The organism is Brucella anthropi (genome assembly GCF_046630315.1).
Classification (GTDB): Bacteria; Pseudomonadota; Alphaproteobacteria; order Rhizobiales; family Rhizobiaceae; genus Brucella; species Brucella anthropi_A.
This window is the reverse complement of sequence record NZ_LQBD01000035.1, coordinates 1-12,613: the sequence shown is the minus strand read 5'-3', so window position 1 is coordinate 12,613 and position 12,613 is coordinate 1. Positions and strand designations below refer to the sequence as shown.

The following is a 12,613-nucleotide window of genomic DNA, read 5'->3' as shown; positions in this document are numbered from 1 at the left end:
AAACCGCGGGATATGGAATCGCAAGCGGAAAACGGCTTTTGAGCAACTTTATGATTTCGAACAGGCTGTTTTCGAAAGAAAAGTGAAAGTGAATAAAATTCCCATCATCGCTCCGCTTGGCCTTTCAATTGTCGTAGCGGACGACTAGATTTTCCATGTCGTCGTTTGGAAACAAATATGTATCGAGCAAGGTACGATATCGGGGTGAGGCATAGAGCACGAGGCCATGCGGTCTTGCGCCTGCCTTCCCGTGTGCTGGTGACGGCGCTCTCGTTCCTGTTTCTCGTTTCCACTCAGCTCTGTTACGCGATGGCGCATGACACGCCGTCGGTGCCGACGGTTTCCGAATGTCATGTGAATATGCCGCATCCTATGGACGGCGCGTCCATATCGAAGGGCAAGGCCGCGCCCATGGATCACGGTGCAAAAACACCAAACGCCTGCGTCATGATGACATGTGGCTGTGTTGTGCAGTTGGCGGCGGATTTGCGCGCTTCTGTTCCTGCACAGGATTTTGGTTTGCCGCCGTGTGTTGCAGCGCTGAATGGCAAGTCTCCAAATGGGGATCTGCGGCCTCCCATATCGCTTCAGGCTTGATCTCAAAATCGCCGTCGCCGTTGTGACGGCCATCATGATTATTGTCTGGAGACTTACCATGTCTGGAATTACACGCCGCCGCCTGCTTGTCCTTGGGGCAGGGACAGCCTTTATGGCTGTCATTCACCCTTTCGACAGCAGGGCCCAAAACGCACATCAGCATATGGACCACGGTGCATCGGCCCCATCAACGGCTCAATCCGGTCGCCCGCTGCCTTTGCCACCGCTCCTCGAACCCGATGCATCAGGTGTCGTCAAACTCAAGGTCCAGACGGGGCGGCATAGTTTTGAAGAGGGAAGCGAAGCAGCCTCGGCTGGCATCAATGGTGCCTATCTTGGCCCGCTGGTGCGCTTGAAGAATGGTGAAACAGTCACTCTCGCCGTCGAAAACGGCATGGATGAAGAGACGACGCTTCATTGGCACGGACTTTTCGTTCCGTCCGTGCTTGATGGCGGGCCACATAATCTGATTGCTGCGGGCGCAGCGTGGAAGCCGAAAGTCACGGTTAATCAGCCGGCTTCGTTCAACTGGTTCCATCCGCATCTGCACGGAAACACGGCCCGCCAGGCGCATATGGGTATTGCGGGTTTGATGGTGGTGACTGACGGCAAGGACGCCGAACGTGGCCTGCCGGAGGATTACGGTGTGGACGATATTCCGCTGGTGCTTCAGGACCGGCGGGTAATTGAGGGCGATAAGGTCTACCAGCCCGATATCATGGATCTGATGCACGGTTTCCGTGGCGACAGGCTTATCGTGAACGGTGTCGTTTCACCGCAGGCACGTGTTCCGGCATCCATTGTCCGTCTGCGCATCCTGAACGGTGCCAATGCGCGGAACTTCCATATCCGTCTAAGCGACAATAGGCCCTTGCTTGTTATTGCATCGGACGGCGGTTTCATTGGAAAACCGGAACCGGTTGAAAGGCTGACCATCAGCCCCGGCGAGCGCTACGAAGTTCTGGTTGATTTTTCCAGGGGCGAAGCGGCTGATTTGCTGACCTACGGTGGTGATAGCGGCGGTGACGATCTGCCTTTGATGCGGTTTGTCGTGGACGCTGCATTGCAAGGAAAGATCACGACCCTTCCAGATCGTCTCGATGGTCCCGACGCGCCGGATGAAAAACTTTCCGCAAGGCGCCGTTCATTCTTCTTCGACGAGCGGACGGCGGAAAACATGAAGCTGATGATGGCAAAACCGTCAGCCGATCCCCATGCCGGGCATAATATGGGCAATATGGACATGGGTTCGATGCCGGCGGGCGCGATGGATCATGATATGCATGGCGCCAGAAGTTCCGCCGATGCCGGGCCTGCGCTTGAAGCTTTGACCTCGGGCGTGGAAATGGCAATTGCGGGCAAGCCGTTCGATATGGAGCGCATTGATGTCGAGGCCAAGCTTGGGTCCTGGGAAATATGGGAGCTCGCGACGAAAGAGATGGCGCATCCATTTCATATCCATGGCGCGTCATTTCGCATTCTTTCGTTGAACGGCAAGGCCCCGCCCGCGCACCAATCCGGATGGAAGGATACCGCTTTGATCGATGGTCGGGCCGAAATATTGGTCCATTTCGACCGTGAAGCGGCGAAAAGCCATCCATTCATGTTTCATTGCCACGTTCTGGAACATGAAGATGTGGGCATGATGGCGCAGTTCGTAACGGTATAGGCTTACGGGCCGCGTCATTATAGCCAGGCGCTTTTTTACGCGGCCCTTCCTTCATCAAAATTATTTTTCGAACAATTTTACGCGTTGTGCGTTGTCTCTTCGTCGCGAATTGTCGCGACTAGAGTGATTCCGGTTAAAACGGAATCGCTGGAACGGCTCTAACTATTTGTTTCGTCGCATTTGCCTCACGCAAAACCGCTTCGCACTTTTGCTGGAAATGCTCTAGGAGAAAAATATGCAGCAGCTATTGATTGCTTCCACGATGATGCTTCTGACAGTGCCCGCTTTCGCAGCCGATACGAGTGTCAAACTCTACGAAGCCTTGCCGACGGGACAGGGGAAGGAAATCGGCACCGTCACGATCTCCCAAACTGCCGATGGATTACAGTTCAAGGCTGATTTGCATGGCCTTCCTGCCGGTGAGCATGGTTTTCATGTTCACGAGAATGGAAGTTGTGCACCCGGTGAACAGGACGGAAAAATTGTTCCGGCCTTGGCTGCCGGTGGACATTTCGACCCCTCGCATTCCAAGCATCATATGGGGCCGGAAGGCGAGGGGCATCTTGGTGACTTGCCTTTTCTCAAGGCCGATGCTGACGGCAATGTAAGGGAAACCGTCACGGCTCCGCGCCTCAAGACATTGGATGAAATCAAGGGCAGGGCTTTGATGGTCCATGTTGGCGGCGACAATTATTCCGACGAGCCCAAACCGCTTGGCGGTGGTGGGGCACGCTTGGCCTGTGGTGTGATCGAATAATCCGGAACGAAAACCTATCCCCAGTTTTCGATGCGGATTTTGGAGCCATCTGAAAAACGCGATATGTGAAACGCCGCAGGATCAACAACCGGCGTTTCACCCGTCACCATATCCGCGACAAGCTTGCCGGCGCCGGGACCAATACCGAAGCCATGGCCTGAAAAGCCTGTGGCGACAATCAGTCCTTCGACGCCCGGAATGGGGGAAATAACCGGGATGACATCCGGCATCGTGTCGATGAGTCCAGCCCATTCCTGCGCTATTGCAGCCGATGCGAAAGACGGGATTGCCTGCTTCAGCTTCGCGAGTACTTGAGCATTGGCCGCCTTATGTGGGGCAGGGTCAAGTGTGCGGATTTTCTCGAAGATGGAGACCTGATCGGCCGGGCGAAGCTTCCATTGGAAAGCCTCCTCGAAGAAGCGCTCGCCAAACCTGAAGCGCAATGATCGCCATTCGGTCGAAAGCGATGGTAGAAAATCACGGAAGAACCGGAAGCTGTCAGGCACGATATCGGCGATGGAGCCTCCAAGGCTTGCAACCGTATAGCCGCCATCCAATCTTTTGCGCAGCGCAAAGTCTGAAAACGCAATTGCAGGCTCAACACCGGCATCGATGGGTGCGGTCCGGAATACGGAAGAACGCACTTTCAATTGCGGCAGATGGGTGTCGAAGGCAGAGACAATCAGTCTGGACCAGGCACCGCCAGCAACGACCACCGCCTCACAGCGCAGTCGCCCTTTTTCAGTGAGGACCGCCGTGACGCGGCCATTGGTCGTTTCGATGCCGCGTACGGCACAGTTTTGCAGAATGACGGCACCACTCTCTTGCGCTTTTGCAGCAAATGCCGGGACAGCCTTTTGCGGTTCCGCGCGGCCGTCGAGCGGAGTAATCATGCCGCCTGCAAGACGGCGATTGATACCCGGTGCAAGTGCGCCAGCCTGCCTGGCATTGAGAAGTTCTGTTTTAATACCATGCTCGCGCGCTATGTTGATCCATTCGGCATAGAGCGCCATTTGTTCTTCTTTTTCAGCCGTATAGGCAATTCCGGTAATGCGGAAACCGGTTTCGCGACCTGTGCGCTCATTCATGCCTTCCCACAGTCGCATGCTCTCGACGATAAGCGGCATTTCGCGGCTGTCACGCCCGGTGCGCCGACACCAGCCCCAGTTGCGGCTGGACTGTTCGCCAGCGATCTCCCCCTTCTCAAGGAGTGTGACGGGAATACCGCGTTCCGCCAGAAACAGGGCGGTGGAAACACCAATCACGCCGCCGCCGATAATCGCGATTTTAGTTTCCTGCGGCAAGCTGTCGGCTGTCGCCACCTTATCCGTGACCGGCCCCATTTCGGTATTCTCCTGCGGTGTGATTGGGTGATTTGGGCATGTGGAAGCGCTGCGAACATGGCGCGCTTTTCGTCGGCAATCAACCAGTTAACGCATTCAAGAAATACTTAATCGCGATATTCATGAGATAATTCATCCTGTTTAGGTAGCTTTCTGGAGAATGTGTCTCTATATCCGCTAAAACAGCAATCTGGACACGCGATCTTGCTTATGGATGCACGCAACCCGCACGATGAAAGACAGGTTTCCGGCCATTCCGGTCCGGCGCTCGTTTTGTCCGGTATCGGCCGTCAGTTTGGTGCGGTGCATGCGCTTGATGGCGTTTCGCTCGATGTGCATGCGGGCGAGATTATTTGCCTTGTTGGCCACTCCGGCTGCGGCAAGACTTCCCTGTTGCGTATCATCGCGGGCATCGATGCTCCAGACCGTGGCACACTCACGATGGGGGGCAAGATGCTTGTTGGCCCTTCTGTTTTTATTGAGCCGGAAAAGCGGAACGTGGGAGTTGTCTTTCAGGATTATGCCCTGTTTCCGCATCTGACAGTCAGGGAAAACATTCTGTTCGGTTTGCGGAAAATGCCGCGCGACGAAGCAAATGCACGGGCCGAAGAACTTCTCAAACTGGTTTCCCTTTCACACATGGCGGATCGCTATCCGCACATGCTGTCAGGCGGCGAACAGCAACGTGTTGCCCTTATCCGCGCCCTCGCTCCAAAACCGCATCTTCTTTTGATGGACGAGCCTTTTTCGAACCTTGATAGAGGTCTGCGGGCCAGGGTTCGTCGCGAGACGGTGGCTTTGCTAAGAGACGTCGGGACGACGGCGATTATCGTGACGCACGAAGCTGAAGAAGCGCTCTCCACAGGGGACCGCGTGGTGTTGATGCGATCGGGCGCGATCGTCCAGAGCGGGCCCGCACGTGAACTCCATGACCAGCCGGTGAACCGCTACGCGGCAGATTTCTTCTGTGACTTCAATACAATACCGGGAAAGGTCGAAGGCGGGCAGTTGGTCACTCCCTTTGGAGCCTTTGCAATAGCCGAACAGCTTGAACCCAATGCCGAAGCGTTTGTTTACCTGCGCCCGCGTGATTTCACCATTCTGCCCGACGCTGCGTCCAGCGATGCTTTACTGCATGGCCGTATCGAAACGCGCACCTTCCTCGGTGATATTGAGGAACTGGTTGTGCGGGTGGGGGATGCGGCTCCGCCCTTGCGCGTGCGCGCAGATTTGCGACTTCCACCGGTTGCCACTGATATCTTTCTCCGCCCGCACTGGGAAAAGGCGCTCATCTTCCCAAAGGATGGCAAATATGACGCGTCAACCTTACCCGAACGATTGACCGTCTGCGATCCGCCTCGTATAACTTGATTAGTGCACTCATAATTCGGAATGAAATAGGTCCATCTGGAGGTAAAATGTCGAAATTCGCGCGTTCTGGTCTTGCTCTCGTTGCCGCCACGCTTCTAGCAGGCGCTGCCCACGCAAATGAGGTGAACATTTACACGACGCGCGAGCCGGGCCTCATTCAGCCCCTGCTTGATGCTTTCAAATCGTCCACGGGGATCACCGTCAATACGGTCTTTCTGAAGGATGGTCTGGCAGAGCGAGTGGCCTCCGAAGGCGCGAATTCTCCTGCCGATATTCTCATGACGGTCGATGCCGGCAATCTGGTCGATCTGGTTGACAAGGGCCTTACCCAGCCGATCGATTCCAAAATATTGAAGGATGCTGTCCCTGAGCAGCTTCGCGATGCGAAGGATAATTGGTTTGCACTCTCCATGCGCGCACGGGTGGTTTATGCGGATAAGGATCTCGAACTCGACGAGATTACTTATGAGGATCTTTCCGATCCGAAGTGGAAGGGGAAGATTTGCATCCGCGCTGGCCAGCATCCCTATAATACGGCCCTTTTCGCCGATTATATCGCGCATCATGGTGTCGAAAAGACTGAGGAATGGCTGACAGGTCTCAAGGGCAATCTTGCGCGCAAGGCCGCAGGCGGCGACCGTGACGGTGCCAAGGACATCGTAGGCGGTATCTGCGATATCGCCGTGGCAAATTCCTACTATGTCGGTCTGATGCGTTCGGGCAAGGGTGGCGACGAACAGAAGGCCTGGGGCGAGGGCATCAAGGTTTTGCTGCCGACCTTCAAGGATGGCGGCACGCAGGTCAATATCAGCGGTGCCGCTGTTGCTAAGCACGCGCCGCATAAGGAGGAAGCGGTCAAGCTGCTGGAATATCTGGTCTCCGATGAGGCGCAGCAGATTTACGCAAAGGCCAATTACGAATATCCGGTCAAGCCCGGTGCGCCGCTTGATCCGATCGTGAAATCCTTCGGGGAGCTGAAGATCGACAGCGTCCCGCTGTCCGAAATCGTCAGCCATCGCAAGCAGGCGAGCGAACTGGTCGACAAAGTTGGCTTCGATAATTAAAAGCCGAATGAACTGAGAAAAATAGCGCCGGTGCATTTGATGCGCCGGCGTCGCACTATAGAGAGGCCAATGGAAATTCTTCCAGCCATGCGGAAACAGATTTTGCAGCCGGCAAGGGCGGGACGCAACTGGCTATGGCTCTCGGCCTTTGTCGCAACTCTGGTTTTGCTGCCGGTTCTTGCACTGGCATGGGAGGCCACCCGAGGATCGGCGGGCTTGTGGGCGCATTTGTTTGCCACCAGCCTGCCCACCGCATTTCTCGAAACGGTCATTTTGCTCACCGGGGTCGGTCTCATCGCTGCCGTCGTGGGAACGTCGACAGCGTGGCTGGTAACGGCATTCGATTTCCGTGGGCGGGGCGTGCTGGAATGGGCGCTTCTGCTGCCATTGGCCGTGCCGACCTATATTATTGCCTATGCCTATCTTGATATCCTGCATCCCGTCGGCCCAGTCCAGGGGGCGGTTCGTTTCGTGCTGGGATATGATAGTCCGCGTCAGTTCCGCCTGCCCGACATTCGTTCGATGGCCGGATGCATCATTCTTCTGGGCTTTGTTCTCTACCCCTATGTCTATATCCCGACAAGGGCGATGTTTCTCACCCAGTCCGCCAGCCTCATTGAGGCAGCCAGGACGCTGGGCGTCAGTCGCAAAGGCATTTTCTGGCGCGTTGCATTGCCGCTTGCCCGGCCCGCAGTGGCGGTTGGTGTCAGCCTGGCCTTGATGGAAACGCTGAACGATGTGGGCGCTGCCGAGTTTCTGGGCGTTCGCACATTGACCGTTTCGATCTATACGACATGGATAACGCGTTCGGATTTGCCGGGAGCGGCACAATTGGCGCTCGCTCTGCTGTTTCTGGTCGTCGGCCTCGTTTCAATGGAGCGCTGGGCGCGGCGCAAACAGCGCTTTGCGTCCAATATTCGTCATTCGCGCGGTTTTGAGCCGCTGAAAGTCAGGAGAGGACGCGCCGCCTGGCTGTTCTGTCTCTGCTCGCTGCCGATTATTATCGGATTTATTGTGCCTGCAATCTATCTGGTCGTGGAGGCCATGAAACGCATTCGCTTTGCCGGAATTTCCCCCCGGCTGGTCGGTGAAGCTTTCAACACGGTCACCCTGGCTTCGGTGGCGACAGTTCTGGTGCTGTTTTGCGGTGTGCTTGTTGCCTATGCAGTCCGGCTTTTTCCGGGGGCGATTGCCCGCTGGTCTTATCGCCTGTCGACAATGGGTTATGCGGCGCCCGGAACGGTGATCGCTATCGGCATTCTGGTTGTCGCTGGCGGTTTTGACCGTCTCCTCAATCAGTTTACGTCACATTTCCTTGGATTTTCAGCAGGATTGGTGCTGATCGGAACAGGTACGGCTGTTATCTATGCCTATGTCGTGCGTTTCCTAGCAATCTCCGCTGGTGGCATGGATTCAGGGCTGCAGCGCATACCCCCGTCTCTGGATCACGCGTCGCGCACGTTGGGGCGAGGGGTGACACAAACATTCTTGGCGGTTCACCTACCGTTATCCAGAACAGCCATCGTGGCGGCTGGCCTGCTCGTATTCGTTGACTGCGTGAAAGAACTGCCAGCGACGCTTTTGCTGCGCCCACTCAATGTCGAAACTTTCGCGACGCATCTTTATGGAGAAGCCGCGCGCGGAACCTATGAGGAAGCGTCCATTGCAGCGCTCGCCATCGTGGTGGTCGGGATTCTGCCCGTGATATTGCTTGCCCGGATCGGAAGGCGCTTCGGAAAGTAGCCGAGCGTGCGGTTCTATAGATGTACTGGAGATCGTGCGTAATTCAGAATTGCTTAAATACCTACTGATAACTTTATCCAGGGAACAAAACATAGTCCGGGTGATGCTTCTGCTTGTGATTTTATAAGAAGTACACCCCGGGCAGGCGCAGGGGGGCGGCATGTTCCAGGTTCTGGAGTGCGTAACGGTCCAGCACGATCAACCTTTCGTGGTCTTGGCCGCATCGATTTCATTCGCGAGCATGTTCGCCTTTTTCCTGCTGTTTGCCCGCGCACGGGAATGCACGGAAAGTCGGCGTAACAATTGGCTGGCGACGAGCGCCTTTGCAGGCGGGTTGGGCGTGTGGGCCACTCATTTTGTGGCCATGCTTGCCTATCGCGGGACCGTGGCGATCGAGTTTGATTTCACAACGACCGTACTCTCGGCGGCGATAGCCGTATTGGGCTTCTGGCTAAGCCTCCACTTTCTCAAGGGGCCTGCATTCAAATATGTTCTGACCGCTGCCATTTCTGCGACGCTATCAATCGTGGCGATGCACTTTACCGGTATGAGCGCAATCAAGGCGGCAGCCAATATCGAGTATGAAACTCTACCCATTATAATAGGCGGTGCGGTAACGGTTGTGTTTCTGCTGGTTGCATTCTGGTTTGTCATGAATGCTTCGGGCTGGAGGCGGGTTCTGCCTCCGACTGTGGGGGGAATTCTGGCTGTCTGCACGCTCCATTTCACCGCGGTTGCGTCAACCAGGTTGGTTGCGAACCCGACCCTTCCAGCGGCCGATCCTCTGGGGAGCAGTCGTCTCTGGTTGATCGGCGCGATAGCCGCCGTTGTTTGTGTCGTGGCGCTGACGACGATTGTTGCTGTATTTGTCGACCGTTACATGACAGACCTCAAAGGATTTGCGAATGCCACACTGGATGGTTTGGCCGTGATCCGGGATGGGAAAATCGTTGAGGTGAATGCTCGTTTTTCCGATCTCATGCGCTGTAGTGAAAAGGCGCTGGCCGGTGTTGCACCGGATAGCCTGTTGCTCGCGGCTGATGGGCTTTCCGTTTGTTCTCCCCGTTCGGAAGCGATTGAAGCGGCTCCCCGGTTCCCGAATGATGAGCGCATTTTTGAGCTTGCTGTCCACACGATCGAATATCAGGGGCGTCCGTGCGAGGTTCTGGCGGTCCGGGATCTTACTGAAAAGCGGGCGGCTCAGCGCCAGATTGAACATATGGCGCGGCATGATGCACTGACGGATTTGCCCAATCGCATGTTCTTTGAGGAGCGCCTAGCAAATGCTGTTGCGCGGCGCAGCCGCGAGCCTTTTGCGGTGTTGGCGCTTGATCTGGATCGGTTCAAGGCTGTGAACGACATTTTTGGCCACGCCGAAGGCGATCGGGTGTTGAAAACCGTTTCCAGCATCTTGAAGCGTTCCATCAACGGTATCGACACGGCGGCACGTATCGGCGGCGATGAGTTCCTTGTTTTACAGGCAGGGGTGCCGCAACCCAAAGGCGCAAGAACACTGTCCGATAAAATTCTGGATATTTTCCGGTCGGAAATGAACACGGTGCTCGATCCTACCGCGGTCGGCGTCAGCATCGGCGTGGCCATATATCCGAATGACGGCAAGGACGCCGAAACAATTCGCCACGCGGCGGATATCGCCCTTTACCGGGCGAAGACGGAAGGGCGTGGCAGGGTCGCGTTCTATTCACCGGAAATGGATCGCGAGATCAGGGAGCGCCGTCAGATGGAGGCAGATCTGCGCCACGCGATGGTTCGAGGACAGATCGCCGTTGCCTATCAACCATTGTTTGCGACTGCCGATGGCAGTTGCACCGGCTATGAGGCGCTGGTTCGCTGGAACCATCCTGAACGCGGCCAGATACCACCGGAGGTATTCGTCCCTATCGCTGAGGAAACAGGCGCAATCGTAGCATTGGGCGAGTGGGTTTTGCGCGAGGCTTGCCGCGCGGCCGCCGGGTGGGAAAAGCATCTGACTATTGCAGTCAACCTGTCACCGGTACAGTTCCGGCTCGTTAATCTGCCCGATATAGTCCATTCGGTTCTGGCGGAGACAGGCCTCGATCCGACGAGGCTGGAGTTGGAGGTAACGGAATCTGCTCTGATGAAGGATCGTTCGACGACGCTTGAACTGCTGCGTCGCATGAAGAAATTGGGTGTCCGTATTGTCATGGACGATTTCGGCACCGGTTATTCGTCACTCAGCAATCTGCAGAGCTTCCCCTTCGACAAGATCAAGATCGACCGCAGTTTTATAACCAGCATGGAAACAGATGTCAGCGCGCGGGCCATTGTGCGCGCCATTGTCGGATTGGGCCGCAGCCTGGATCTGCCGGTGGTGGCTGAGGGCATAGAAACCTTTGATCAGCATCGCATGGTGATCGAAGAAGGCTGTGAGCAGGTTCAGGGTTTCCTGTTCGGGCGGCCTGCCAATGTGCCAGCTTTTGTAGGCCCATCTTCGACGTCTCACAGCAAAATGGATGGCGCGCAAGTAAAAGCCGGTTAATAAGCTCCAAGCTTGTGAATAACGGCGTAGTTCTGGCCTTTCCGGGCCTCTATTTTCTATGCCGAATTGTTACAGAGCTGTTACCCAGCGCAGCCGTGAACAAAATTTGCAGCCGGCTGCTCGGGTCTTGCAACCGCAAATTCCCTAGACTCTGGAAGGGGTTGCATTGCGTACCGGGGTGCTTGCCACCACGAATAGAGTAATGTTTTCAACACGATATTTCGCGTGAACGCAATAATAAGTGAATTTATCCCAAGGAGCTTTCCGTGCTTCTAACACGTTGCGGCCACAAAGCGAAAGCTGAATGGGACGAACAGTAACAATAGTTGGGATCGTAAAGATAAACCGAATAATGGGTTTTCTCGATACGGATCTTGGTTAAGTGGATGATGGAAACGATGCTCACTTCGCAACAATGGCTTCCGGTCGAGTTGCTCAATATCGGGTTGGCCGCGGCCCTGTTTTTCGCATGTCTTGTTCACTCATTGTGGAAGGCCGTCTTCGACGAGCTCAATCCGGTATTCTGGCGCCGTACTGCGGCCCTGTTATGGGCCGGTATCTTTATTGTGGCGCTGAGCGGCGGGATTGAAAGTTTCAATTGGCCACAGGCCATTGGCTGGCTTTTCGTTCTGGGCGGTGTGGCCGCCACGGTCACTCGTACCGGCATGAGCTACTATCGCCAATACTGCGCTCATACCGCGCGTGGTATGCATTCGGGTCGGACCCGACTTTCAGGACGGTGAGCACCATGTTTGCAAAGACTGTCGAAATGCCTTTGCGGCTTCACCGCCCCCATAGCCTGCGCTCATTCTTTATCCGCGCTTTTGCTGCTGCACGATTCCGTAAATATTCGTAGAGCGGGCACCTGACCGGCAGTAACCAAGAACAGGGCCTTCGGCTTCGTCGAGGGCTGCTGCCATGGCATCGACATCGTCCTGCGTCATCTGCCCGCCAACGACCGGGATATAATAGGCTGCAAGTCCGGCTTTTTCAGCGACCCGTGCAATTTCGCTGAATGCGGGCTGTTCAGGTCCGCCTTCTCCATCGGGCCGATTGCAGATGATCGTTCGAAATCCCTCCGCAGCAATATCGCGCAGGTCATCTGGCTCAATCTGGCCCGAGACCGAAAAATTGTCGTCTATCTGGCGAATATCCATCTTTTCCTCGCTTGCCGTCCAAATTGCGATGGCTTTTCCGGTGGCACCTTACATAAAAGTTTCAGGCGTTTTGTAAGATACTGTTTCTGTTGTGTTATTTTTGACGCTTCCCTAACCTTGTTTATTGGTTAGGGAATAGCTTGTTCGCGGCACGTTCCGCAAGCCGGTTTTTATCCGCCTTCCTGGTGTAGACTTCCGCCATCTGTGTCGATGCCCATCCATACATTGCCGCAAGCTCATGCGATGTTGTCCCATTTTCTGCCCTGAATAGCCCCTAGATTTGTGGACGCTTTCTTCCCTATTTTTGAGGCAAGGAGGCCATGATGGGGTCTGGCAATTTCAGTGACGAGTTCAAGCGCGATGCTGTCGCGCAGATTACCGAGCGCGGCTA

Annotated in this window: 9 protein-coding genes and 1 pseudogene; 8 read left to right on the top strand and 2 right to left on the bottom strand. The window is 55.5% G+C overall.

The window, feature by feature from the left end; genetic code table 11:
- Positions 1 to 177 precede the first annotated feature (177 nt).
- From AVM02_RS14865 to sodC, 3 genes are all read left to right on the top strand, one after another.
- Positions 178 to 597 (top strand): hypothetical protein, encoded by a 420-nt coding sequence (locus tag AVM02_RS14865; protein WP_411507699.1) that lies wholly within the window; start codon positions 178 to 180, stop codon positions 595 to 597.
- Between the two features lie 58 nt (positions 598 to 655).
- Positions 656 to 2,266 (top strand): multicopper oxidase CueO, encoded by a 1,611-nt coding sequence (gene cueO, locus AVM02_RS14860; protein ID WP_411507698.1) that lies wholly within the window; start codon positions 656 to 658, stop codon positions 2,264 to 2,266.
- Between the two features lie 235 nt (positions 2,267 to 2,501).
- The gene (sodC, locus tag AVM02_RS14855; RefSeq protein WP_411507697.1) at positions 2,502 to 3,023 is read left to right on the top strand and encodes a superoxide dismutase [Cu-Zn] SodC; all 522 of its coding nucleotides are present in this window, start codon (positions 2,502 to 2,504) and stop codon (positions 3,021 to 3,023) included.
- 14 nt (positions 3,024 to 3,037) lie between these two features.
- On the opposite strand, the gene AVM02_RS14850 is transcribed toward sodC, so the two are convergent.
- Complete coding sequence (locus AVM02_RS14850) at positions 3,038 to 4,366, bottom strand: NAD(P)/FAD-dependent oxidoreductase (protein WP_411507696.1); 1,329 nt, start codon at positions 4,364 to 4,366, stop codon at positions 3,038 to 3,040.
- A 210-nt stretch (positions 4,367 to 4,576) separates the two neighbouring features.
- Here AVM02_RS14850 and AVM02_RS14845 point away from each other — a divergent pair.
- The 5 genes and pseudogenes from AVM02_RS14845 to AVM02_RS14825 form a co-directional block, all read left to right on the top strand.
- A pseudogene (locus AVM02_RS14845) lies at positions 4,577 to 5,665 on the top strand (ABC transporter ATP-binding protein); the annotation flags it as partial.
- A 119-nt stretch (positions 5,666 to 5,784) separates the two neighbouring features.
- Positions 5,785 to 6,801, top strand: a complete 1,017-nt coding sequence (locus AVM02_RS14840; protein WP_411507695.1) for a Fe(3+) ABC transporter substrate-binding protein — start codon at positions 5,785 to 5,787, stop codon at positions 6,799 to 6,801.
- A gap of 69 nt (positions 6,802 to 6,870) precedes the next feature.
- A complete protein-coding gene (locus AVM02_RS14835) occupies positions 6,871 to 8,544 on the top strand; it encodes an ABC transporter permease (protein ID WP_411507694.1) in 1,674 nt (557 codons plus the stop codon).
- 160 nt (positions 8,545 to 8,704) lie between these two features.
- Entirely contained in the window at positions 8,705 to 11,065 is a 2,361-nt protein-coding gene (locus AVM02_RS14830; RefSeq protein ID WP_411507693.1) for an EAL domain-containing protein, read from the top strand.
- A 386-nt stretch (positions 11,066 to 11,451) separates the two neighbouring features.
- Entirely contained in the window at positions 11,452 to 11,808 is a 357-nt protein-coding gene (locus tag AVM02_RS14825) for a hypothetical protein (RefSeq protein ID WP_411507692.1), read from the top strand.
- A 69-nt stretch (positions 11,809 to 11,877) separates the two neighbouring features.
- On the opposite strand, the gene AVM02_RS14820 is transcribed toward AVM02_RS14825, so the two are convergent.
- Positions 11,878 to 12,222, bottom strand: coding sequence for a TIGR01244 family sulfur transferase (locus AVM02_RS14820; RefSeq protein WP_411507691.1), 345 nt, complete (start codon positions 12,220 to 12,222; stop codon positions 11,878 to 11,880).
- Positions 12,223 to 12,613: the final 391 nt, after the last annotated feature.

What these genes read in the sequence shown, in the direction of transcription:
- AVM02_RS14865 (WP_411507699.1), top strand. Translation starts at nt 178, where the DNA reads ATGTATCGAGCAAGGTACGATATCGGGGTGAGGCATAGAGCACGAGGC.
- cueO (WP_411507698.1), top strand. Translation starts at nt 656, where the DNA reads ATGTCTGGAATTACACGCCGCCGCCTGCTTGTCCTTGGGGCAGGGACA.
- sodC (WP_411507697.1), top strand. Translation starts at nt 2,502, where the DNA reads ATGCAGCAGCTATTGATTGCTTCCACGATGATGCTTCTGACAGTGCCC.
- AVM02_RS14850 (WP_411507696.1), bottom strand. Translation starts at nt 4,366, where the DNA reads ATGGGGCCGGTCACGGATAAGGTGGCGACAGCCGACAGCTTGCCGCAG.
- AVM02_RS14840 (WP_411507695.1), top strand. Translation starts at nt 5,785, where the DNA reads ATGTCGAAATTCGCGCGTTCTGGTCTTGCTCTCGTTGCCGCCACGCTT.
- AVM02_RS14835 (WP_411507694.1), top strand. Translation starts at nt 6,871, where the DNA reads ATGGAAATTCTTCCAGCCATGCGGAAACAGATTTTGCAGCCGGCAAGG.
- AVM02_RS14830 (WP_411507693.1), top strand. Translation starts at nt 8,705, where the DNA reads ATGTTCCAGGTTCTGGAGTGCGTAACGGTCCAGCACGATCAACCTTTC.
- AVM02_RS14825 (WP_411507692.1), top strand. Translation starts at nt 11,452, where the DNA reads ATGATGGAAACGATGCTCACTTCGCAACAATGGCTTCCGGTCGAGTTG.
- AVM02_RS14820 (WP_411507691.1), bottom strand. Translation starts at nt 12,222, where the DNA reads ATGGATATTCGCCAGATAGACGACAATTTTTCGGTCTCGGGCCAGATT.